Consider the following 20,395-nt stretch of genomic DNA (forward strand, 5'->3'; position numbering starts at 1 on the left):
ACGGCAACCGCGGAAGGAGCCGGTGCCATGGGAACCGCGTGGACCTCGCTGGTGGTCGCCGTCGTCGGCGTGGCCGGCACCCTGGTCGCGTCCCTGCTCACCCAGCGCCGCGCCGACCGGACCAAACGCCTGGAACTGGCCGCGCTCGCCGAGGAACGCGAACGCGAACGGCACCACGGCGAGCGGCTGCGGCACGCGGACCTCGCGGAGGCCCGCGCCCAGGCCTCCCTGGCGCTGCGCCGCACCTGCTACGTCTCCCTCAACACCGCCTGCCGGCAGTATCTGACCGCCCAGGTCAACTACCTCAAGGCGCTGCGCGCCGGGGACCCGGAGGCGGGCCGCGCCTGCCTGGCCCTGCTGGAGGAGCGGCGCACCGCCCACCGCGACAGCTACGCCGAGGCGCAGATGGTGGTGCCGGGCGAGGTGCTGGACGCGGCGCGGGCCGCCAACCGGCTGCTCAACGACAGCTACGGCGCCCTGCTGCGCAGCGGTGGTGACCTGACCGACGGCGACACGGCCCGGCTCCGCCGGGGCCTGGACAGCGGCTGGAACGCACTCACCGTCCTGCGCCGGCGCATGCGGAACGACCTCGGCCTCGATCCCTAGCCGTACTGTCCCGTGAGGCCGCCGGACGCGGCTGACGCAACCTGGTGACGCTCCCGCGGAGTCAGGCAGGGTGAAGGGGGTGCCGTCGGATGATGCACAGCGTGACCAGCGGTACGAACGCACCGGCGTTCGAGGAGTACGCCGATTCCGTCTGGCCGTCGCTGTACCGCAGCGCGTATCTGCTCACCGCCAATCACGCGGACGCCGAGGACATCGCTCAGCAGACGTTGCTGAAGGCGTACCGCTCCTGGTCGCGGATCATCCGGTCGGACTCGCCGGACGCGTATGTGCGGCGCATGCTCACCAACACGTTCCTGTCGGTGCGCCGTCCGAAGAGGCGGCGGCTGGAGCTGCTGACCGACGCCCCGCCCGAGTACGGCGCCGCGCAGCGACCGCACGGGCCCGAGGACCGGTTGACGCTCTGGCCACATGTGAAGGCACTGCCGCCGCGCCAGCGCGCCGTGATCGTGCTGCGCTACTACGAAGATCTCAGCGAGCAGGAGATCGCCGACATCCTCGGCTGCTCGCGCGGCAATGTGAAGTCCACCGCCCACCGCGCCCTCAAGGTGCTGCGAGCCGCCCTCGACCCGGAACGCACCGACGGGAGGGAGAACCACCATGAGTGGTGACGTCGAAGAGACGCTCAGGCAGGAGTTCCGCGAGGTGGCCTCCGGCGTGCGGGCTCCGCTCCGTCCGCCGCTGCCGCCGGAGCCGGTCCGCGGCGGGCGCCTGTGGCGACCCTTGCTGGTGGCCGCCGTGACCCTCATCGCCCTGGGCGCGGTGGCGGTGGTGTCGTCGTACCGGGACGGCGGAGGGAGCCCGCAGCCGGCCGCGACGCCCACTGAGTCGCCCAGTGAGACGCCCGCGGTCCGTACGCTCACCGCCGACCCGCCGGCGGTGCCCTATGTGGTCGACGGGCGCCTGCACGTCGGGGGCGAGCGGCTGCCCGGGTCCTGGTGGACCGTGCACCGGGCCGGCGGCGCCTGGACCGCGCATCGCGACGACGACACCTGGTGGTGGGGCACCGGTGCCGAGCAACGCCCCCTGTCCGGCACGGTGATACTGCAGCCCCGGTTCTCTCCCGACGGCACACTGCTGGCGGTGGGCACCACCGCGCAGGACGGCGGGCAGGTGCTGCTCGTCGACACGCGGTCCGGTGAGATCGTCAACACGCTGGGGACCGATGCGACCGGGCCGGAAGATCCGGACGCTTTCGGCGTCGTCGCGGTCACCAAGGACGCCAGGGTCTTTCTGCAGAGCGAAAGCCGGCGCCTGATGTGGCTCGCCGCCGGGGACGGAGGTACCGCCGGTACCGCCGACACTGTCGATCTCGACATCACCGCGCCTGGCCAGTGGGTCCAGGGCAGCACCCCCGCCGGCCTGATCGTGTACGACGGGACCAAGGACGGCGCGCCCGACGCGTCCTACCTGGCGGAGGCCTCCGACTCGGGGACGCTGAACCGGCTGCGGACGCTGCCGGGCGAAGACGTCAAGGTCAATCCCTCCGGCACCTGGCTCGGCCGCGGCGGCAGCTGGGGCGGCGAGTCCGAGACGATTCCCGGGATCACGGTGGAATCGGCCGACGGCAGCCGGCAGCTCACCCTGCCGCCCCCCGATGACCGGGAGCTCACCATCCTGACCTGGGAGGACGACGACCTACTGCTCGCCGAGCTGTACACCGACGGAAGCCCGACCGGGCTGGCCCGCTGCAGCATCCGCGAGGAGGAGTGCCTGGTGATCGACACCCCATGAGGGGGGTGCCGGGGCCCGTCACGGACTCTGCGGGGCTCCGGGCCGCGTACTGTCCCGGGTGGGCACCATCGCGTCGCCGGCCAGGAAGAGGTGTGCGGGCGAGTCGACTTCGACGCACTGCGCGGGCTGGTCCGGCACCTTGCGGATATCGGTGATTTGCCCGCCGGGTGTGGCGGGATGCCGACCGCTCCGGGGGCTGCCAGTCGTAGCGGGGCAGGTGGTAGGGGCTGAAGTCGAACCGGGCGATGATGAGCCACCGGCGGCCGGCCCCCCGCCCGTCCGTCCCGCTCCCGCTCTCGTTCTCCCGGACGCGGACGCGGACGGCCAGGCCGCAGGAGCGCAGCAGCTCGGCGACGCCGTCGGCGAGGGACTCGCGGGTGAGGAACATCTGGTCGCAGCCGGCGGCCTGCCGGTGGCCGTTGGCGTCCCACAAGCCACGTGCCGGCTCACGGCGCCGGGCTGCGGAGGCACGCAGGTATGCCATGGGGATGTGTTTGTCCCCGAGGGTGCCGTGCGCGTTCAGCCTGGCGTGCAGGGGGTCTTGGCCCGGGGTGTCTCCCAGCGGGCCGTCGCCGAGGCGTGCAGCAGCAGGTCGCGCAGGGCCCTGGCGGGGGCCGGCGGGTCGGCGGCGGTCAGGACGACCTGGTCGGCGGTGGTGGACGGGCCGGTGAGGGGGATGACGCGCAGACCGGAGGGCTGGTGGTCGAGCGCGGATTCGACGGCGATGCCGATGCCGGTCCCCGCGGCGACATGAGCGGCGATGGCCTGCACGCTGTCGGCGGTCCTGATGATGCGCAGATCGGCCCCGCCGATCCGGAAGGCGGACAGCAGCCGGTCGCACAGGCCGCTGTTGATCTGGTGCGGCCAGGTGAGCAGGCCGGTGGCGGAGAGCTCGGCGGCGCTCAGTTCGGTGTGCCCGGCGAGGGGGTGGGCCGCGGGCACCAGCGCCACGAACCTCTCGGTGGACAGCACCCTGGCGCAGACGCCGCTGACGCCGCCGGTCGCCCAGCCGATGCCCAGCCCGATCGTCTCCGCCCGCAGGGCGGTGAACTGGGCCGTGGTCGGCATGGCCTCCGGCACGATCGTCACCTCGGGGAAGCGCTCGCGCAGTTGCGGCAGGCAGCGCAGCAGCAGCCGGTGGCCGGTGTATTCGGCGTGGCCGACGACCAGGGCGCACCCGGCCCGGTCACCGGCGGCCAGGGCGCGTCCGCGCTGCCGGAAGCGGCGCAACTGGGCCAGGGCGGCCCGGGCATCGGGCAGCAGCGCCTCGCCGAGACCGGTCAGCGACACCCGGCGGCTGGTGCGGTGGAACAGCCGCCCGCCCAGGGTGTTCTCCAGCCGTCTGACGGCTTCGCTGACCGTGGGCTGCCCCCGGTGCAGACGCGCGGCGGCGCGGCCGAAGTGGAGTTCCTCCGCGACCGCGACAAACGCCTCCAGCTCCATTCTGTCCACCGGCCCAGGCTAACGCGAATGATCGGCGCGGCCGATCGCTGCATGCCGGAGTTCGGCGTTGATGCCGTGCCGCGCACGGGTTGTGATGGCCGGGCAAGCAGCGATCTTCCCTACCGGACCCGGAAAGAAGGCAGGAACAGATGACAGTCAAGGACGCCGGCCGTGAGCACGATGCCCCGATGGTCACGGTGACGGTGGTCTACCACTCGGTCCACGGACACACCCGGGTGCTGGCCGAGCACATCGCGGCAGGGGCGCGGCTGGTGCCGGGCGCCGAGGTGCATCTGGTCGGGCTCCGGCCCGAGGACGTCACCGCGGGCCGCTGGCACGACGCGGACGTGCTGGAGCTGCTGGAGCGCTCCGACGCGATGGTCATGGGCTGCCCGACGCTGATGGGCAGCGTGTCGGCGGTGTTCAAGGCGTTCATGGAGGCGGCGTTCACGCCGTTCGCCACCCAGGCGTGGAAGGACAAGCTGGCCGGCGGGTTCACCATGTCCGCCTCGCAGAGCGGCGACAAGCTGCTGGTTCTGGAGCAGTTGGCGGTCTTCGCGACGCAACTGGGCATGCAGTGGATCGGCGTGGGCGACATGCCGGGCAACAACTGGAGCGGCGGCGACCGAGACGATCTGAACCGGCTGGGCTCCTGGCTGGGGCTGATGAGCCAGAGCCATGCCGACCAGGGGCCGGAGCACGCCGGATCGCGCGGCGACCGGATCACCGCCGAGCGGTACGGAGAGCGGATCGCCCGGCTGGCGCAGCGGTGGGTCAACGGCGTGCCGTACCGGACACCCAGGATGACCGAACACCAGGCCCGGGAGCTGTCGGCGTCCCTGCGGCAGAGGGATGACGCGCCGGCGGTGCCGGCGGCGCCGGCCGGCGCCTGACCCCGCCCTCCCGCGACGGTGTACCGGTCCTGTCCTCGCGCAGATGATTATTGACCGATCGTTCTAGATGCGTCTATGGTCTTCCCGTGGCCAGGACCAAGGAGTTCGATCCGGACGCCGCGCTGCAGTCGGCTCTTGAGCTGTTCTGGCGGCGCGGCTACGAAGCGACATCGATGGCGGACCTCGTCGAGCACCTCGGCATCGGGCGCGCCAGCATCTACGCGACCTTCGGCAGCAAGCACGAGCTGTATCTGAAGGCCATGGACCGGTACACCGAGGTGCGCAACCCGCTGCTCCTCGCCGAGTTGTCCCAGCCGGGCCCGGCACTGCCCGCGGTGCGGGCGGTGGTGCGGCGCTTCGCCGCGGAGGCGGCCTCGCCGCGGGGCCGGCAGTACGGCTGCTTCATCACCAACACCGCGGCCGAGCTGGCCCCGCACGACCCCGCGGCGGCCCGCCGGGTGGAGATCAGCTGGGAGCATGTCGAGATCCCGCTGCGCTCCGCGCTGGTACGGGCCCAGGCCCAGGGCGAGCTGCCCGGGGACCGCGACCCGGGCGCGCTGGCCCGCATGCTCTTCGTGCTGCTCCAGGGGCTGCGGATCGTCGGCAAGGCCTCGGACGATCCCGCCCGGGTGCGGGACGCCGCCGAGCAGGCGCTGGCGCTGCTGGACTGAACCGCCCGCGCCGCGACGGACACCAACCCTCGTCCGGCCTTGCGGCGTGCCCAAATTCTGAACCGATCGGTCAAAAAACAGGGGGGAACATGAGCGCCACGGGTGCCGCCCGGGTCAGCACCGTGCGGCAGCGAAGCGGCTTCGTCCTCCTCGGCGGCGTCCAGGCGACGCTGATCTTCACGCTTGCCGCCATCGCCGTGCCGCTGCCCCTCATCGGGCGCGAGTTCGAGCTGGTGCGCGCCGATCTGATCCTGCTCAGCGCCGCCTACGGACTGACCTTCGCCGGCCTGCTCCTCTTCGGCGGACGCCTCGCCGACCGCCACGGCGGGCGGCGCGTCCTCACCGCGGGCCTGGTGCTGTTCGGCGCCGCCTCGGCCGCCGCCATGGCCGCCCCCGGCCCGGGAACACTGCTCGCGGCGCGCTTCGCACAGGGCGCCGGCGCGGCGGCGATCGCGCCCGCCGCCATGACCGTGCTGCGCGCCGTCTTCCCCGCCCCCGCCGCCTACGGCAGGGCGATGGCCACCTGGGGCGGGCTCTCGGTGCTCGGCGCGACCGCGGGCAATCTGCTCTCCGGCGTCATCACGGCGCTGCTGTCCTGGCGCTGGACCCTCGCCGTACCGCTGGCGGTGGCGGTCGCGGCCCTCGCCCTCACCCCCCGGCTGCTGCCCGACACCACACCGAGCCGGGGCAGGGCTCCCGACCTGCCGGGCGCCGTACTGGCCACCGCGGGGATCGTCCTCGCCAGTTACGGGCTCGTCCTCACCGACGCCCGCCCCTGGTCGTCGGCCGGCGTGCTGGTGCCGCTGCTCGCCGGGGCCGCGCTGCTGGCCGCCTTCTGGTACGCCGAGCACCGCGCCCGCGATCCGCTGCTGCCGCCCCGCTTCCTGCTGCACCCGCGGCGGGCCGTCGCGCTCGGGGCCATCGCGCTGAGCGCCTGCGCCACCGCGATGACCTTCATGCTTCTCTCGCTCCACCTCCAGCAGGCGCGCGACTGGTCGCCGCTGGAGACCTCCGCGGCGTTCGTCCCGTTCGCGGTCGCGCTGCTCGCCGCGGGCCGCGCCGCGGCACCCCTCATCGGCCGCCACGGACCCCGGGCGGTCACCGCCGCCGGCCTGCTCACCGGCGCGGCCGGGCTGGCCCTGCTCGCGCTCACCGGGACCGACGCAGACCTCGCCTACGGGTACGGACTGCTGCCGGGCCTGGTGCTGCTGCCGGCCGACACCGCGGCCTCGTTCGCCGGAGCCGCCGTGCTCGCCACGGAAGACGTGCCACCGGGGCAGAGCGGGCTCGCCGGCGGCGTGCTCAACACCGCGATGGAGTTCGGCCCGACCGTCCTGCTCGCGCTGCTGCTCACGCTGGGCGGCGATGCCCCGCCGCTGGCCGCGACGGGGGCCGCGCTGGCCGCCGTCGCCCTGCTGAACCACCGCGTCAACTGATCGATCCACCACGTCAAGGAGTCACCGAAATGAACCGCTTCACCGGCAGGACCGCCCTGGTCACCGGCGCAGGCTCCGGCCTCGGCCGCGCGATCGCGCTCGCCTTCGCCGCCGAGGGCGCGTCCGTGGTCGCCGCCGGCCGCACCGCGGCCACCCTGGAGGAGACGGCCGGCCTCATCGAGTCGGCCGGCGGCACGGCCGCCGCCGTCACCGCCGACGTCACCGACTCCGGCCGGCTCCAGGACCTCGTACGCGCGAGCGTCACCCGCTTCGGCGGACTGGACATCGCGGTCAACAACGCCGGGATTCTCCGCGGCACCGCTCCCGCCGGAGAGGTGAGCGAGGAGGACTGGGAGGCGGTGCTGCGGACCAATGTCACCGGGGTGTGGCTGGCGATGAAGCACGAGATCGCGCACATGAAGGAGAACGGCGGCGGCACCATCGTCAACGTCTCCTCCACCCTGGGCGCCCACCTGCGCATCCCCAACCTCGCCCCGTACATCACCTCCAAGGCGGCGGTCTCGGCGCTGACCCGGACCGCCGCCCTGGACCACATCCACCAGGGCATCCGGATCAACGCGGTCAGCCCCGGCGCCGCCGCCGCTCCCATGTCGCTGCGGCCCGGCGAGACCGAGGCCGACCGTGCCGAGCGGATGAAGACGGAAAACCCGCTGGGCCGGGTCGCGGAGGCCGAAGAAGTCGCCGCCGCGGTGCTCTACCTCGCCTCCCCCGCGGCCGGCGCGGTCGTCGGCACCGACCTGGTCATCGACAGCGGCTCCGCCGCCTGACCATCCGCGGGACTCCCGCGCCCCGCTTCCGTCGGCAAGCCACTGCGCCACGGCGGGTCGGCGTGCGGGTCACCTCCCGACTCGACAGGAGCGGCCGGGCCGGGAGGTGGCGCCGCCGAAGCAAGCAACGGCCCGGCTCCGACCAGTGCAAACGGACCAGCGCGCATGTCGGCGGGGCACCCGCACGGAGCCGCGCAGGGGTACCGGATGCTAGCGGCCCACCGCCGTCGAGCCTTCCTCGACCACCCTCAGCGCCACTTCGACCACAACGGCCGTGGAGCAGTGCTCGGGCGTGTTGTCCGCCCAAGTGACTCCGGTGAACTCCGTCACCACAACTCTGCTCATGTTCCGTTCGATGCCCAGCCGAATCACCCGCGCTTCGCCGCTGCGCGACATGACCCGCGCGCAGTGCTCGTACGTGGTCATGGAAACGTCCCGGCGTGTGCCCAGCGCGGTCGTCAGCCGACGCCACACCGGCCACAGCGCCGAGTCGTCACCCGTCAGGTACAGAAGCGTCCGATCGCTCACAGCGCACCGCCGCTCAGCCGCACGCCGTGAATCCGGCGGGGCGGGAGTTCCACTCCGAAGGAGTTGGCCAGCAGGACCGCGCGGCGATATGCCTTCCGTGCGCGCGCCCGAAGGGTGTCCGGGTGCGGCGGGTGGTGCCCGGGAATCCACGTCGGCTGTTCCAGCGGTCCGCCGTGCCAGTAGTCGCCCCCGGCGTAGGGGCGGGTGCTGCGCGGTTCGTCGTAGACGGGTGCCCCGTGCCTTACGGAGGACAGCCGCACAGTGGGGCAGTCGGCCTCATGCTGCCCGGACTGCCGGGGCTTGCAGGGAGGCTCTACGGGCTCCCCGTGGCCGTTCTGCGGGCGGTTGGCTCCCGGGGCCATGACGGGCCGCTTCCCATGGGCGGGAGACAGCCACTCCAGAAGTCTGCGCATCAATGCCACGCTCCCGCCTCGAAGTGGTATGAGCGCGTGATGTGCTCCCGGTACTCCAGATGCGTCGGGTTCGCCTTGAGGTGCTCAACGGCCCATTCGGTCGCGTGCCCGATGCCGTCCCCGTCCTGGCCGCGCTCCCCGCATGACTTGCATTCCATGCCGGACACGATCGGTTCGGCTTCCGTGCGCTCATCCGGCCGGATCGTGTAGTTGCGGAAGCGGTAGGTGCCCCGGGCGGGGCGCACCGCTGTAGTGTCTTTCACCGCTGGTCTTTCCTCTCATCAGACCGGCCACGCCCCGGGATCGTGTTGCGACGGTTGCCGGGGTCTTCACTTGGCGGCCGTTTCCTCGTTCGCTCTTCGGTCCGCTGCTGTGCGGCCCGTGCCGCATGGGCCGCATAGATCACGGATTCACACGCGCGGCACACACGGTTGCCTTCGGCGTCAGTGTCCAGGTCCCCGGGGTGCAGGCACCCGCCGCTCATGGTTCAGCTCTCCGGCTGGTTCGACGTGTCCGTCAGCACGGTCAGGAGCCGCTGAGCGTCGCGACGGCGGAGTGCAGCGAGCGACAGCGCTCCGGAGAGCAGCGCAGCGCGTTCGTGGGTGAGCGCGGGGACGAAAAGGTGCTCACGAGCGTTTCCATATTCGGGAGTACATGACTCACAGGGTTGCTGCGGGATGACCCGTCCGCTCCGTCAGTGCCGGTCACGTGCGGTACCTCCGTTGGTCGGTTGCTGTCAGCGGGCACATCTCAACCATCGGCGGAGTGGTAGAAGTTGACACGGCGTAGGCTGGTCGTTCCTGCCAAAACGACCGAACAGAAGCACGGGCGAGGGTGGGCAAGCGGAAGGCGTGGGGCGTGGGCAAGCAGCCAGAACAGATCACTGGGCGGGAGCTGATCCGCCGACAGCTCAAGCGGGTACGTGAGGCAGCGGGGATGTCCATGCAACAGTTCGCGGACTACCTCAAATACTCCAAAGGACGGGTTGCCGATCTGGAAAGCGGCCGGAGTCTTCCCACCATGGAATTTGCAATGCTGCTTGACCAACGGTTCAAGCCGATGATCAAGTTCACTGAATTGCTTGCCAACGTCCATGACGCTCTGGTCGCGGAACACATGAAGGAGATGCTTCCCAAGGAACGGGATGCCGTTCGTATCCAGACGTTCACCTCTAGCGTTGTCCCGGGACTCCTCCAGACCGAGCGATACGCGCTGGAGTTGACACGCGAATACATGCTCGGTGCTTCCGACCACGAGATTGCGGCACGGGTGTCGCTCCGTATGGACCGGCAGCTTGTGTTCTTCAGGGAAGATCCGCCGTTCTATCGTGCAGTGATTGACGAATCTGCATTGGCGCGGAGAGTCGGAACGGCAGAAGTAATGGCGGACCAATTGCGTCATTTCGAGGAAATCATCGTCAACCCGCGCAACAGGGTGCAGATCCTTCCGTTCAGTGCGGGCGGCCACGGGATGATGGGCGGTAGCGTGAGCCTGTGGCACCTTGCGGACGGGCACACGGTCGCCCTGGTCGAGTCTTTCGGCCCCGGGGAACCCGTCGAAAGTCCGCCAAGGGTCAGCTTTTACAATGAACTGTTCGACGAAGCGCGGCAAAAAGCTCTGCCGCCGAACGATTCACTAGACATTATCCGCCGATACATCAAGGAATACGACAATGAAGCCGACGCGTGACGGCCTATGGCGCAAGAGCAGCTACAGCGGAGACAACAATGGCGCCTGTCTCGAAGTCCGGGACGACGTTTCCGGAGCCGTGCCCGTGCGGGACAGCAAGATGCCGCATGCGGCACATCTGATTTTCCCTGACATGGCGTGGCAGTCCTTCGTGAACTTCGTGAGCTGACGCCGAAACATTCCCACAGCTCACGTAGCCCTCAGCCCGAACCGCTTGATGCAGTCGGAGCTGAGGGCTTGCTGTTGTCAGAAGAAAGGCGTACCGGCGTGCTGCGGGTTTCCGCTGGGAACTGCTGTTGCACCACGGGGAGGGGCTCCGGACGGCAAGGGGGTGAGCTGGGTGGTCCCTCGGCGAGTGGCTGTTCGAGGGGTGCCGGGGCGGTGCCCGCGGCGGGCTGCGCGCCGTGCGTCGTCGGCGGGCGGGCGGATGATGTTCCCGGCGTCCCGCGACCGGCCGGCGGGCAGGAAATCCTCCATAGAAGAAAGCGGTAGTCACTTGATATTTCCCAGTGCGCTGACCGGGCTGCTTCTCGCACCCGCTATCTCCGCTTGACTGGCCGTCGCCGCAGGGCATAGAGATGGAGCCGCTCAGGGGTCCGGAAACCATGGAAAAGTCATACGAGAAAGGACAATTGGAGAATCGTTCAGTCGCACTGGCTCCGCTTTTCCGGGCCTGTGGCGCCGGGGCAGTCCTTTCCGTCCCGCTCGCGACCGTCTTCCGCTGGAAACACACCATGCACAACACGCAGGAATACGCCCTGCCCTATGGCTTCGCCGTCGGCACGGGGACCGGGATTCATCCGGAGCCCGGTATCGGCCACGGCCCCGGGATCGCCCATGGAGCCGGTATCGGCACCGGTATCGGCACCCCGCTCCCCGATCCGGGGGACGCGATGCTCGGCTACGGCATGCCGGGGCCCATGCCGTTCGACGGCGTGCCGGTGCCGCCGCCCGGCACGGCCGGCACCGTCCCCGTTGCCGACGGCCCGCGGTCGGCGCGCGAGCACCGCAACCGGCACCGCAGGACCCGCCGGGCGGAACCGCGCGCCGCCAAGCTGCCCCCGGTGGAGGGCGTCGGCCGGGTGCTGGCCGCGGTGGCGGCCACCGTCGCCGCCGCCGTCAGCCTGCTGAGCGCCATGGCCGCCCACGGCCCGCTGCGCGCCATCGCCGAGTCCGGTGACGCCACCGGACTGGTGAACTGGTGGCCGGCGCTGATCTACGGGCCCTGGCTGGTGGCCTCGCTGTCCATCGTCCGGGCCGCCCTGCACCACCGGCGGGCCCCGCACGCCTGGGGCATCGTGGTGCTCTTCTCGGCGCTGGCGGCCGTCTTCTGCGTGGCCGAGGCGCCCCGCACGCTGATCGGCGCGGCCATGGCCGGGCTTCCGGTGGCCGCCGCGCTCTCCTGCTTCCACCAGCTCGTCCGGCAGATCACCCTGACCCGCCCGCCCCGCCGTGCCGTCTCCGGCAGCCGGCCGCCCGGCGCCGCCCCTCGCTGACCCCCGCCGGCGTTTCCGCGCGGGCGGGCCGCGTCCCGGCTCCCCCTCAGGCCCTCGGCGGTGAGGTGATGCACGGTGCTGCCGGAGCAGCTGCGGGCCCCGGCCCGGGCCGCGCTGTGGACCGGCAGCGCCGCGCCCCCTTGCGGCCTCGGGCCGGCGGACGCCCTACCCCGCCCGGTCCTCTCCGACAACCGCGGTGGCCTCGATCTCCACCAGATGCTCGGGCACGTCGAGCGCCGCGACCCCCAGCAGGGTGGCCGGGGGGACCGGCGTCCCGCCCAGCTTTGCCGCCGCCCGGCCGATGCCCTCCATCAGCAGGGGCATCTTGCCCGGCGTCCAGTCGACGACATACACGGTCAGCTTCACCACATCGTCGAAGGAACCGTTTGCCCCGGCCAGCGCGGTCGCGATGTTGAGGTAGCACTGCTCGACCTGAGCGGCGAGATCCCCCTCGCCGACATTGACCCCGTTCTCGTCCCAGGCGACCTGCCCGGCGACGAAAACCAGCTTCCCCCCGGTCGCGACCGACACCTGCCGATAGGCGTCGATCCGGGGAAGTCCGCTCGGGTTCATCAGGGTGACGGTCATGGTCCCCGTCCTGCCTCTCCTCGCCCGAAGGCCGGCCCACGCCCGCCCTCGCTCTCTTGTGGTTACTCGGGAACCGTAGGAGAGTGTGCGTTGACATGGAAGAACGCACTTTTCGGTGACGGGGGAACCTCATGGTGACCAAGCAGTTCACAGGCTCACCCGAGGACGCGGACCTGGCCCGCGCGGACTCCCTGGCGCGGGAGATCTTCGCCGACCTCGCCAACAAGTGGGCGCTGCTGATCGTCGAGGCGCTCGGCGACGACACGCTGCGCTTCAGCGATCTGCGCAGGGGCATCGACGGCATCAGCCACAAGATGCTCACCCAGAACCTGCGCATGCTGGAACGCAACGGCCTGGTGGAGCGCGCCGTCCACCCCACCGTCCCGCCCCGTGTCGAGTACACCCTCACCGAACCCGGCCGCGCCCTGCGGGAAACCGTCGCCGGCATGTGCGACTGGACCAGCCGCTACCTCCCCCACATCGAGACCGCCCGCCGCCGGTTCGACACCTGACATCCGCCGTCCGCAGGCGCGTCCGTCGCACCCCGGTGGCCACCGGATCATTCCGGGCGCCTCGGCCCCGGGCCGGACCACTGCGACGTCATCTGGCGGGAGGTCACATTATGGTCACTGCTCCCCGGTTCCGCCCCGGGCCCGCGGGCCCCCGCCGCCAGCGTGGGCGCCCCGCATCCGCGGGGACTCAGGAGGGGAACAGTGAAACCACAGCTCATCAGCGTCGCAAGAGGCGTCGCGGTGCTCGTCGGGCTGGGCCTGGCCATGGCTCCGGCCGCGGCGTTCGCCCACGGCGAGGCGTTCGAGAACTGCACGGCCGCATACGAAGCGGGCTACGCGAACATAGCCGAGGGCGACCCGCACTACGGGGAGCACCTGGACGCCGACTCCGACGGGGTCGGCTGCGAGAGCCCGCCCGGTGACTTCGTCGCGGCCGAGGGGGACCACGACAGCGGCGAGGAGGAGAACACCGGGCCCGCGGGCACGTCCGAGGAGACCGGCCCCGAGGACAGCGGCGAGGACGCGGACCCGACGCTGGCCGAGACCGGCGGCGGCAGCACCGCGCCGCTGCTGGGCGCCGGCGCCGTCGGTCTGCTCGCGGCCGGCGGCGCGCCGGCCCTGCGCCGCCGCCGGGCCGGCACCGCGGGGACCGCCGCCGGCTGACCCGCCGCGGCACGGAGGACCCGCTCCCCGGTCTCCCCCGGCGACGGAGACCGGGGAGCAGGCAGGCTCCGGCCGGCGGGCGGGGCGCCGGCCTCGCCTCAGGCCGGGCGCGGGCGCATCCGGAGCGGGACGCTGTACAGGTTCAGGGCGTTGATCAGGGAGACCTGGGCGATGAGGTGGGCGCGCTCGGCCTCGTCCGGGAAGTGCTCGCACACGCGCTGCCACAGCGCGTCGTCCACCGGGCGGCGGCCGGTCACGGCGTCGGTGTAGGCCAGGGCGGCCCGCTCCCGCTCCTCGAACCGCTCGGACTCCTCCCACACCGGGAGCTGGTGCAGCCGGTCCGGGTGCTCGCCCTCCTTCAGGGCCTCCCTGCTGTGCAGGTCCACGCAGAACACACAGCCGTTGAGCTGCGACGCGCGCAGCTTGACCAGTTCGCGCACGGTGGCGTCCAGCGGGCCGCGGCGGATCTCCGCGTCGATGCGCAGAAAGCCCTGGTGCAGTTCGGGCGCGCTCTCGCTCAGCAGCATGCGGGGCATGGTGTGGTCTCCCTCGGTCGTCTTCCGGCGGTGCCGTACGTCAGGCAGACGGGGCGGCGGGCCCGGATGTGACACAGGAGGATCGGGCGGGGGAGAGGTGGGCGAGCTTCGACGGGGCCAGCAGCCTGCGGTAGGCGGTGATCAGCCCGTCCGCCCCGATCGCCGCGGTGTCCACGGCGTACACCCGGCCCCGCCGCACCACCAGCAGCGCCGGTTCGCCGCCGACCTCGATCAGCTCGATCCGCGGCGGCGGCAGCCTGCCGGCCACCCGCAGCATCACCATGGCCACCCGCTCGCCGCCCACGATCGGCTTGCGGGCCGCGAGCACCTCGCCGCCGCCGTCGGTGAGATAGACCGCGTCCGGATGCAGCAGCCGCACCAGGGCCGCCAGATCACCGGCCAGACAGGCGGCACGGAACCCGGCCAGCACCCGCTCCCGCTCGGCCCGCGACGCCCGCGGCGCCTGCGCCGCCTCCTCCCGGGCACCCGCCACCCGCCGCCGGGCCCGCGCGGCATGCTGACGGGCCGCGGCCACCGAGCCGCCCAGCACCTCGGCGATCCGGGCGAACTCCACCCCGAACACATCGTGCAGCACCAGCGCCACCCGCTCCGGCGGGCGCAGCTCCTCCATCACCAGCATCATCGCGGTGGAGACCGACTCGTCCACCAGCACCGTCTCGGCCGCGTCCGGCCCGGTCAGCAGCGGCTCCGGCAGCCATGGGCCGACATAGGTCTCGCGCCGGGCGCGCGCCGAGCGCAGCAGGTCCAGGGCACGCCGGGCGGCGACCGTGACCAGCCAGGCCCGCAGATCGTCCACCCGCTCCAGATCGGCCCCGGCCGCCCGCAGCCACACATCCTGGGTCACGTCCTCGGCATCCGCCACACTGCCCAGCAGCCGGTACGCCGCCCCGAACACCGCCGCCCGGTGCACCCCCCACTCCGCCACCAGCCGCCCCCCGGCCCGCGCCTCACCGCTCACGCCGCCGTACCTCCCCGGCCGTGCCCGCCGTTCCGTGCCCCGCAGTTCCGTGCCCGCCCGCCGCACGATAGGCGATGCCCGGCCAGCACCGGCGGCGGGCCGATCAGGGACCCGCCTCAAGTACGGCCAGGTACCGGGCAGCGGTGGTGGTCCCGGCGGCGCCGATACGGCGGTACAGGTCCACGGCCTCGCGCAGACCGGCGAGCGCCGCCTGCCGCCTGCCGGTCCCCGCCCGGCAGCGGGCCGCCCCCTCCAGGGCACGTGCCTCCTCCAGCGGGCTGTGCGTCTGCCGGGCCAGGCACAGCGCCTGCTCGTACGCCGCGAGGCTGTCGTGCGGCTTGCCCGAGGAGCGCAGCAGATCCCCGATGCTGTTGAGGACCTCCGCCTGTCCGTGGGCGTAGCGCACCCTCTGGAACAGAGCCAGCGAGCGCTGGAGCAGATCGGCGGCCGTGTGGTGGTCCCCGGTCATGGTCCGGGCACGGCCCAGGTCGTGCAGGGCGTGCGCCTGGCCGTGGCGGTGGCCGGTCAGCAGGCAGATGTCGAGCGCCTGCTGAGCGGCGTCCAGTGCCGCCCAGTAGTCGCCCGTCAGGTGCCGTACCCGGCCCAGCACCTGAAGGGCCTGGGCCTGGCCGTGGCGGTGACCGATGGCGAAACAGATGTCCAGCGCCTGCTGTGTCAGCCCGGCCGCCTCGGTGTGGTTTCCGGTCAGGCACTGGACGCGCCCCAGCTCCCACAGTGCGAACGCCTCGCCGGGAAGGTGGCCGAGGTCGCGGCAGATGCCGAGGGTTTCCCGCAGCAGTTCCGCCGCTTCCGGGTACTCCCCGGCCATGTACCGTGCCTGGCCCAGCGCCCACAGCGCTCCCGCCTCCCCGAGGCGGTGACCGCAGTCCCGGCAGACGCTCAGTGTCTCTTCGGCCAGTCCGGCTGCCGCCGGGTAGTCGCCGGTACCGGCCACCGCCCAGCTCAGCACCCACAGGGCGCCGGCCTCCCCGAGCCGGTTGTCCAGGGCGCGGTAGAGCCTGAGCGTCTGCTGCGCCAGGTCCGCCGTCTCCGTGTAGTCACCGGTCAGGTACCAGGCCCAGCTCAGGGCCCAGAGCGAGTTCGCCTCACCCAGCCGGTTGTCCAGGGCGCGGTAGAGCCGCAAAGTCTGCTTCGCCAGGTCGGCCGCCACGGCGTAGTTGCCGGTCAGGTAGTGCACCCGGCTCAGCTCCCACAGCGCGTTGGCCTCGCTCAGACCGTCCCCGGTGCGGTGCGCGGCTGCGGCGGCGTTCCGCAGCAGCGTGATGCCCGCGTCCCACGGGCCCTGCTGGAGCAGAAAGGCGGCCAGTGACGCGGTCAGGCCGAGCGCCCGCGCCTGCCGGCCGGTGGTGTAGGCGTGATGGATGCAGGCGATCAGGTTGGCGCGCTCGGCGCCGACCCAGATCAGCGCCTCCTGGTGGGTGGCCAGGGCCGGTGCGTCGGCCGGGGCGGCGCCGGGGGCCGGGGCGGCCGGACGGAGCGCGTCGGCCAGATGCCCGTCGGCCCGGCGCGCCGTGTGCTGGTAGAAGTCCAGCAGCCGCGCCAGGGCCCGGTCGTGATCGTGGGCCGGCTCCTGTTCGGCACTCAGGGCCTGGGCGTAGGAGCGGACGAGGTCATGCAGGCGGTAGCGGCCCGGTGAGGGGGAATCGATGAGGTGGTCGTTGTACAGCGCTTCGAGTTCGGTCCGGGCCGGGCGCAGGGGGAGATCCGCCAGCGCGGCGGCGGCATAGGCGTCGAGATCAGGCCCGGGATGCAGGCCGAGTCGGCGGAAGAGGAGCTGCCGACCGTCCGTGAGGGCCTGGTAGGACATGTCGAAGGCGGCACGGACCGCCCGGTCACCCGCGGTGAGTTCGCCGAGCCGGTCCCGGGCCGCGGCGAATTCCCTGGCGTATTCGGTGAGGTTCCAGTGCGGGTGATGGGCGAAGCGTCCCGCCAGCAGCGCGATGGCCAGGGGAAGCCGCCCGCACAGCTCCACGATCCAGGCCACTGCCGCGGCGTCCGCCGGTGATCCGGGGGTGCGGCGGGCGAGCCGGGAGAAGAGGAGTGCCGCGTCCCCGGGCGGCAGGGTGCCCAGCGACAGCGGAACCGCGCCGTCCAGGGCGACCAGCCGACGGCGGCTGGTGATCAGCACCAGACAGCCCTCGCCGCCCGGCAGCAGCGGCTCCACCTGGGTGTGATCGGCGGCATCGTCCAGCACCAGCAGCATCCGCTTGCCGGCGAGCCGGTCCCGCCACAGAGCGGCACGGGCGTCCATGTCCTCCGGTATCTGCCCGGGTTCGATGCCGATGCCCAGCAGCAGTGCGGCCAGCACCTCGGCCGGGTCGGCGCGGCGCTGGCCCGGGGTGTGGGCGTGCAGCCGCAGAATGATCTGCCCGTCGGGGTAGTGGTCGGCCAGCCGGCGGGCGACATGGATCACCAGGGCGGTCTTGCCCACGCCGGGCATGCCGTCCACGGTGTGGATGGTCACCGCCCCCGACTGGCCGCCGGCCGTCAGCAGCCGGTCGACCTCCGTCTGGCGTCCGGTGAACGCGGCCGCGTCCCTCGGCAGCGTGCGCAGCGCCGTCACCGGGGCGGGGGCGCGGCCCGGCCGGCTGACGATGTGCATGTCACCGGCAGCCGCGTAGATTTCCCCGGAGTCCCGGGCCTGCCCGCAGATGCGGACCGCTGCCGGGGAATCTCCTGTGCCTCTGTCCTCGCCGTTCGGGCCGCTCATGAGTCAGTGAAGTGCTGGTCCCGGCCCGCGAGGTAGACCCGTGCCTGGTCCCGCGCCTCCGCGCGCAGCACCACGGAGCCGGCCGTCTGCCTCGGCTCCGCCGCCTCGGCCGCGGGCCGCAGATGCTCCTCCAGCAGCGCGCGCAGACCGGCCGCGGCCTCCGGGTCGCCGTCCAGGAACTGCTGGAGACGGTGCCGCCAGGCGTCGGCCACGTCCCGGTGGGTGCCCTGGTCGCCGCACTCATGCGCCGCCAGCACCCGGCGCCGGTCCGTGTCCAGGTCGGCCGCCACCTCCTCGGCCCGCTCCGGGCGGCCTCGCCGCCACCAGCCCACCGTTGCCGTACGGGCCTGCTGCCAGGCATCGGAGGCCATCGCCCCCACCAGCGCCGTCCCCACCGCCAGAGCCAACGAGTCCATCGCATTCCCTTGTGTGTAAATTGCATAAAGAGACCGGCTTTGGCCGGTTACCGCCCCACCGACGCCACCGTATGAGGGGGCAAGCGCCCCTCACAGTCCTTTCCGCCCAATCCACGCTTTGGTGACCGGTAATAGGCCCACAGCAAGTGCCAGTCCCGGCGCGGCGCGGCGGCCGGCACCCTGGTTCTGCCCCCCACCCGGCCGGGTGGGGCGGGAGAAACGGGGAACCGGGGAGGGGAGCGAGGTGAGGGAGGTCGGCATGGGTGCGACGGCCGCTGCGGCGGCGGCGGAGTACACGGAGGAGAGCCCCTACCGGTTCCGGATCGCGCGGCGCGACCCGATGCGGGTGGACGGGGTCGTCTTCGCCTCCCGCGAACTGCTGCGGGACGCGGAGAGATCGCTCCAGCAGGTGGTCAATGTGGCCACCCTGCCCGGCATCGTGGGCGCCTCCTACGCCATGCCGGACATCCACTGGGGCTACGGCTTCCCCATCGGCGGGGTGGCGGCCACGGACGTGGAGGCGGGCGGGGTGGTCTCGCCGGGCGGCGTGGGGTTCGACATCTCCTGCGGGGTGCGGCTGCTGGCCGCCGATCTCGACCGGCGCGGGCTGGCGCCGGAGCTGGGCGCGGTGATGGACGGCCTGGGCGAGGTCATCCCGCGCGGCGCCGGGCCCGGCGGGGTCTGGCAGGTGCGCGGCCCGGCGGAGCTGGAGAAGATCATGGCGGGCGGCTCCCGCTACGCGGTGGAGCAGGGCCACGGCGACGAGCGGGACCTGCGCCGCTGCGAGGACGGCGGCGCGGTGGCCGGCGCCGACCCGGAGCAGGTGAGCGGGCGGGCCCGGGAACGCGGTCTCGGCCAGGTCGGCAGCCTGGGCTCGGGCAATCACTTCCTGGAGGTGCAGCAGGTCGCCGAGGTCTACGACGACGCGGTGGCGCGGGCCTTCGGGCTGGCCGCCGGCCAGGTCTGTGTGATGATCCACTGCGGCTCGCGCGGCCTGGGCCACCAGATCTGTTCCGACCATGTGCGGGCCATGGACCGGGCCATGGCCAGGTACGGCATCACCGTGCCGGACCGGCAGCTCGCCTGCGCGCCGGTGGACTTCCCGGAGGGCCGGGCCTATCTCGGTGCGATGGCCGCCGCCGCCAACTACGGGCGGGCCAACCGCCAGCTGCTGGCCGAGGCGGCGCGCCGGATCTTCCGCCGCGAGACCGGCGCCCGGCTCAGCCTGGTCTACGACGTGTCGCACAATCTGGCCAAGACCGAGGAACATCCGGTGGACGGGGAGCGGCGGCGGCTGTGCGTGCACCGCAAGGGCGCCACCCGGGCCTTTCCGCCCGGCCATCCGGAGCTGCCGGAGGAGCTGCGCGACGCCGGGCAGCCGGTGCTGATCCCCGGCACCATGGGCACCTCCTCCCATGTGCTGACCGGCGTGCCGGGCGGCGCGGCCTTCCACTCCACCTGTCATGGCGCGGGCCGGGTGATGAGCCGCCACCAGGCCGCCCGCGCCATCGGCGGCCGGGAGCTGCGGGCCCGGCTGGAATCGGACGGCGTCGCGGTGCGGTCCGCCTCCTGGCGCGGCCTGGCCGAGGAGACCCCGGAGGCGTACAAGGACGTCACCGAGGTGGTCGCGGCGAGCGAGGGCGCCGGCCTGTGCCGCCGGGTGGCCCGGCTGATCCCGCTGGGCGTGGTCAAGGGCTGAGCACGCGGCGCGACGGCGCGGAGGAGGGCGTGGACCGTGGACGATGCCACGCCGGCCGCGCGTCGTGGTCAGACGTCGACGGTGGCGGCGCAGGACCAGCCGGAAGGGGCGGGGGAGAGGTGGAGCTCGTTCCAGGAGACGGCCTTGGGGACGGCGCCGGTGATCTCCACGGAGTCCAGGCCGGTGACGGAGAGGCGGACCTCCAGGCCGCCTTCCGTGCGCTCCGCCGCCGCCTCCACCGGCACCTCGCCGTGCACATCCAGCCGGAACAGCACGTCCTCCAGCAGCGCGGCCAGCAGCTCGTCATCGCTCCGCCCGGTCGGCCGCAGCCGCCGCACGGCCCGCGGCCGGGCCCCGGAGAGGTCGGCGAAACAGCCCACCAGGCCCGCCACCGCCTGGGCCAGGCACTCCTCCCGGGTGGCGCCCCACGCCTCGATCCGCACATCCGCGGTATGCGGCACCGCCCGGTGCCCGCCGCTGCCGTCCATGCCATCGCCGCCCCGGTCCGCCCCGGTCCGCTCCGGTCCGCTCCGGCCCGGCGGGTACCGCACGGCCC

Annotated in this window: 23 protein-coding genes; 13 read left to right on the forward strand and 10 right to left on the reverse strand. The window is 72.6% G+C overall.

What is annotated here, in order from left to right:
• Nucleotides 1-27: 27 nt before the first annotated feature.
• From BM242_RS29570 to BM242_RS20330, 3 genes are all read left to right on the forward strand, one after another.
• Nucleotides 28-606: a hypothetical protein gene (locus tag BM242_RS29570; protein WP_093840321.1), complete on the forward strand. Its 579-nt coding sequence runs from the start codon at nt 28-30 to the stop codon at nt 604-606.
• A gap of 101 nt (nt 607-707) precedes the next feature.
• The gene (locus BM242_RS20325) at nt 708-1,235 is read left to right on the forward strand and encodes a SigE family RNA polymerase sigma factor (protein WP_245834319.1); all 528 of its coding nucleotides are present in this window, start codon (nt 708-710) and stop codon (nt 1,233-1,235) included.
• A complete protein-coding gene (locus tag BM242_RS20330; RefSeq protein WP_093840322.1) occupies nt 1,225-2,358 on the forward strand; it encodes a WD40 repeat domain-containing protein in 1,134 nt (377 codons plus the stop codon). Before BM242_RS20325 ends, BM242_RS20330 begins: the two co-directional genes overlap by 11 nt.
• A gap of 519 nt (nt 2,359-2,877) precedes the next feature.
• On the opposite strand, the gene BM242_RS20335 is transcribed toward BM242_RS20330, so the two are convergent.
• Entirely contained in the window at nt 2,878-3,801 is a 924-nt protein-coding gene (locus BM242_RS20335; RefSeq protein ID WP_093840323.1) for a LysR family transcriptional regulator, read from the reverse strand.
• A 149-nt stretch (nt 3,802-3,950) separates the two neighbouring features.
• Between BM242_RS20335 and BM242_RS20340 the strand changes: the two genes are divergently transcribed.
• The 4 genes from BM242_RS20340 to BM242_RS20355 all read left to right on the forward strand — a co-directional run bounded on the left by BM242_RS20340 (nt 3,951) and on the right by BM242_RS20355 (nt 7,589).
• On the forward strand, nt 3,951-4,694 hold the full coding sequence (locus tag BM242_RS20340) for a flavodoxin family protein (protein ID WP_245834321.1): 744 nt from the start codon (nt 3,951-3,953) through the stop codon (nt 4,692-4,694).
• Nucleotides 4,695-4,780: 86 nt separating this feature from the next.
• Nucleotides 4,781-5,365, forward strand: coding sequence for a TetR/AcrR family transcriptional regulator (locus tag BM242_RS20345; RefSeq protein WP_093840324.1), 585 nt, complete (start codon nt 4,781-4,783; stop codon nt 5,363-5,365).
• 89 nt (nt 5,366-5,454) lie between these two features.
• Nucleotides 5,455-6,801, forward strand: coding sequence for an MFS transporter (locus BM242_RS20350; protein WP_093840325.1), 1,347 nt, complete (start codon nt 5,455-5,457; stop codon nt 6,799-6,801).
• Between the two features lie 29 nt (nt 6,802-6,830).
• Complete coding sequence (locus BM242_RS20355) at nt 6,831-7,589, forward strand: SDR family NAD(P)-dependent oxidoreductase (RefSeq protein ID WP_093840326.1); 759 nt, start codon at nt 6,831-6,833, stop codon at nt 7,587-7,589.
• 210 nt (nt 7,590-7,799) lie between these two features.
• Here the strand turns inward: BM242_RS20355 and BM242_RS20360 are convergent, their stop codons facing one another.
• The 3 genes from BM242_RS20360 to BM242_RS20370 form a co-directional block, all read right to left on the reverse strand.
• A complete protein-coding gene (locus BM242_RS20360; protein WP_139238386.1) occupies nt 7,800-8,015 on the reverse strand; it encodes a hypothetical protein in 216 nt (71 codons plus the stop codon).
• Nucleotides 8,016-8,113: 98 nt separating this feature from the next.
• The gene (locus BM242_RS28970) at nt 8,114-8,530 is read right to left on the reverse strand and encodes a hypothetical protein (RefSeq protein WP_139238387.1); all 417 of its coding nucleotides are present in this window, start codon (nt 8,528-8,530) and stop codon (nt 8,114-8,116) included.
• The gene (locus BM242_RS20370; RefSeq protein ID WP_245834324.1) at nt 8,530-8,793 is read right to left on the reverse strand and encodes a DUF7848 domain-containing protein; all 264 of its coding nucleotides are present in this window, start codon (nt 8,791-8,793) and stop codon (nt 8,530-8,532) included. Before BM242_RS20370 ends, BM242_RS28970 begins: the two co-directional genes overlap by 1 nt.
• 595 nt (nt 8,794-9,388) lie before the next feature.
• On the opposite strand from BM242_RS20370, the gene BM242_RS20375 reads away from it, so the two are divergent.
• From BM242_RS20375 to BM242_RS20385, 3 genes are all read left to right on the forward strand, one after another.
• Entirely contained in the window at nt 9,389-10,219 is an 831-nt protein-coding gene (locus BM242_RS20375) for a helix-turn-helix domain-containing protein (protein ID WP_093840330.1), read from the forward strand.
• Nucleotides 10,203-10,388 carry a DUF397 domain-containing protein gene (locus BM242_RS20380; RefSeq protein ID WP_093840331.1) on the forward strand — a complete coding sequence of 62 codons (186 nt, stop codon included), beginning with the start codon at nt 10,203-10,205 and terminating at the stop codon, nt 10,386-10,388. Before BM242_RS20375 ends, BM242_RS20380 begins: the two co-directional genes overlap by 17 nt.
• A gap of 565 nt (nt 10,389-10,953) precedes the next feature.
• On the forward strand, nt 10,954-11,715 hold the full coding sequence (locus tag BM242_RS20385) for a hypothetical protein (RefSeq protein WP_093840332.1): 762 nt from the start codon (nt 10,954-10,956) through the stop codon (nt 11,713-11,715).
• A 165-nt stretch (nt 11,716-11,880) separates the two neighbouring features.
• Here the strand turns inward: BM242_RS20385 and BM242_RS20390 are convergent, their stop codons facing one another.
• On the reverse strand, nt 11,881-12,303 hold the full coding sequence (locus tag BM242_RS20390) for a RidA family protein (protein WP_093840333.1): 423 nt from the start codon (nt 12,301-12,303) through the stop codon (nt 11,881-11,883).
• A 131-nt stretch (nt 12,304-12,434) separates the two neighbouring features.
• Between BM242_RS20390 and BM242_RS20395 the strand changes: the two genes are divergently transcribed.
• Together BM242_RS20395 and BM242_RS20400 are read left to right on the forward strand one after the other, a co-directional pair.
• Entirely contained in the window at nt 12,435-12,815 is a 381-nt protein-coding gene (locus tag BM242_RS20395; RefSeq protein ID WP_093840334.1) for a winged helix-turn-helix transcriptional regulator, read from the forward strand.
• A gap of 201 nt (nt 12,816-13,016) precedes the next feature.
• Entirely contained in the window at nt 13,017-13,478 is a 462-nt protein-coding gene (locus BM242_RS20400; protein WP_342746987.1) for an excalibur calcium-binding domain-containing protein, read from the forward strand.
• Between the two features lie 98 nt (nt 13,479-13,576).
• Here the strand turns inward: BM242_RS20400 and BM242_RS20405 are convergent, their stop codons facing one another.
• The 4 genes from BM242_RS20405 to BM242_RS20420 all read right to left on the reverse strand — a co-directional run bounded on the left by BM242_RS20405 (nt 13,577) and on the right by BM242_RS20420 (nt 18,140).
• Nucleotides 13,577-14,014, reverse strand: coding sequence for a carboxymuconolactone decarboxylase family protein (locus BM242_RS20405; protein ID WP_093840335.1), 438 nt, complete (start codon nt 14,012-14,014; stop codon nt 13,577-13,579).
• A gap of 40 nt (nt 14,015-14,054) precedes the next feature.
• Nucleotides 14,055-14,993 (reverse strand): RNA polymerase sigma factor SigJ, encoded by a 939-nt coding sequence (gene sigJ / locus BM242_RS20410; RefSeq protein WP_093840336.1) that lies wholly within the window; start codon nt 14,991-14,993, stop codon nt 14,055-14,057.
• A 103-nt stretch (nt 14,994-15,096) separates the two neighbouring features.
• Nucleotides 15,097-17,616: an ATP-binding protein gene (locus BM242_RS20415; RefSeq protein ID WP_175541502.1), complete on the reverse strand. Its 2,520-nt coding sequence runs from the start codon at nt 17,614-17,616 to the stop codon at nt 15,097-15,099.
• Between the two features lie 104 nt (nt 17,617-17,720).
• Nucleotides 17,721-18,140, reverse strand: a complete 420-nt coding sequence (locus tag BM242_RS20420; RefSeq protein WP_093840338.1) for a hypothetical protein — start codon at nt 18,138-18,140, stop codon at nt 17,721-17,723.
• Between the two features lie 259 nt (nt 18,141-18,399).
• Here BM242_RS20420 and BM242_RS20425 point away from each other — a divergent pair, with 259 nt between their 5' ends.
• Nucleotides 18,400-19,839 (forward strand): RtcB family protein, encoded by a 1,440-nt coding sequence (locus tag BM242_RS20425; RefSeq protein ID WP_093840339.1) that lies wholly within the window; start codon nt 18,400-18,402, stop codon nt 19,837-19,839.
• Between the two features lie 68 nt (nt 19,840-19,907).
• On the opposite strand, the gene BM242_RS20430 is transcribed toward BM242_RS20425, so the two are convergent.
• On the reverse strand, nt 19,908-20,327 hold the full coding sequence (locus tag BM242_RS20430; RefSeq protein ID WP_093840340.1) for an archease: 420 nt from the start codon (nt 20,325-20,327) through the stop codon (nt 19,908-19,910).
• Between the last annotated feature and the right edge of the window lie 68 nt (nt 20,328-20,395).

Source organism: Streptomyces aidingensis, assembly GCF_900112355.1.
Lineage (GTDB): Bacteria > Actinomycetota > Actinomycetes > Streptomycetales > Streptomycetaceae > Streptomyces > Streptomyces aidingensis.

What these genes read in the sequence shown, in the direction of transcription:
- BM242_RS20360 (WP_139238386.1), bottom strand. Translation starts at nt 8,015, where the DNA reads ATGACCACGTACGAGCACTGCGCGCGGGTCATGTCGCGCAGCGGCGAA.
- BM242_RS20350 (WP_093840325.1), top strand. Translation starts at nt 5,455, where the DNA reads ATGAGCGCCACGGGTGCCGCCCGGGTCAGCACCGTGCGGCAGCGAAGC.
- BM242_RS20385 (WP_093840332.1), top strand. Translation starts at nt 10,954, where the DNA reads ATGCACAACACGCAGGAATACGCCCTGCCCTATGGCTTCGCCGTCGGC.
- BM242_RS20330 (WP_093840322.1), top strand. Translation starts at nt 1,225, where the DNA reads ATGAGTGGTGACGTCGAAGAGACGCTCAGGCAGGAGTTCCGCGAGGTG.
- BM242_RS20355 (WP_093840326.1), top strand. Translation starts at nt 6,831, where the DNA reads ATGAACCGCTTCACCGGCAGGACCGCCCTGGTCACCGGCGCAGGCTCC.
- BM242_RS29570 (WP_093840321.1), top strand. Translation starts at nt 28, where the DNA reads ATGGGAACCGCGTGGACCTCGCTGGTGGTCGCCGTCGTCGGCGTGGCC.
- BM242_RS20430 (WP_093840340.1), bottom strand. Translation starts at nt 20,327, where the DNA reads ATGGACGGCAGCGGCGGGCACCGGGCGGTGCCGCATACCGCGGATGTG.
- BM242_RS20335 (WP_093840323.1), bottom strand. Translation starts at nt 3,801, where the DNA reads ATGGAGCTGGAGGCGTTTGTCGCGGTCGCGGAGGAACTCCACTTCGGC.
- BM242_RS20380 (WP_093840331.1), top strand. Translation starts at nt 10,203, where the DNA reads ATGAAGCCGACGCGTGACGGCCTATGGCGCAAGAGCAGCTACAGCGGA.
- BM242_RS20420 (WP_093840338.1), bottom strand. Translation starts at nt 18,140, where the DNA reads ATGGACTCGTTGGCTCTGGCGGTGGGGACGGCGCTGGTGGGGGCGATG.
- BM242_RS20405 (WP_093840335.1), bottom strand. Translation starts at nt 14,014, where the DNA reads ATGCCCCGCATGCTGCTGAGCGAGAGCGCGCCCGAACTGCACCAGGGC.
- BM242_RS20340 (WP_245834321.1), top strand. Translation starts at nt 3,951, where the DNA reads ATGACAGTCAAGGACGCCGGCCGTGAGCACGATGCCCCGATGGTCACG.
- BM242_RS20390 (WP_093840333.1), bottom strand. Translation starts at nt 12,303, where the DNA reads ATGACCGTCACCCTGATGAACCCGAGCGGACTTCCCCGGATCGACGCC.
- BM242_RS20425 (WP_093840339.1), top strand. Translation starts at nt 18,400, where the DNA reads ATGGGTGCGACGGCCGCTGCGGCGGCGGCGGAGTACACGGAGGAGAGC.
- BM242_RS20395 (WP_093840334.1), top strand. Translation starts at nt 12,435, where the DNA reads ATGGTGACCAAGCAGTTCACAGGCTCACCCGAGGACGCGGACCTGGCC.
- BM242_RS20415 (WP_175541502.1), bottom strand. Translation starts at nt 17,616, where the DNA reads ATGCACATCGTCAGCCGGCCGGGCCGCGCCCCCGCCCCGGTGACGGCG.
- BM242_RS28970 (WP_139238387.1), bottom strand. Translation starts at nt 8,530, where the DNA reads ATGCGCAGACTTCTGGAGTGGCTGTCTCCCGCCCATGGGAAGCGGCCC.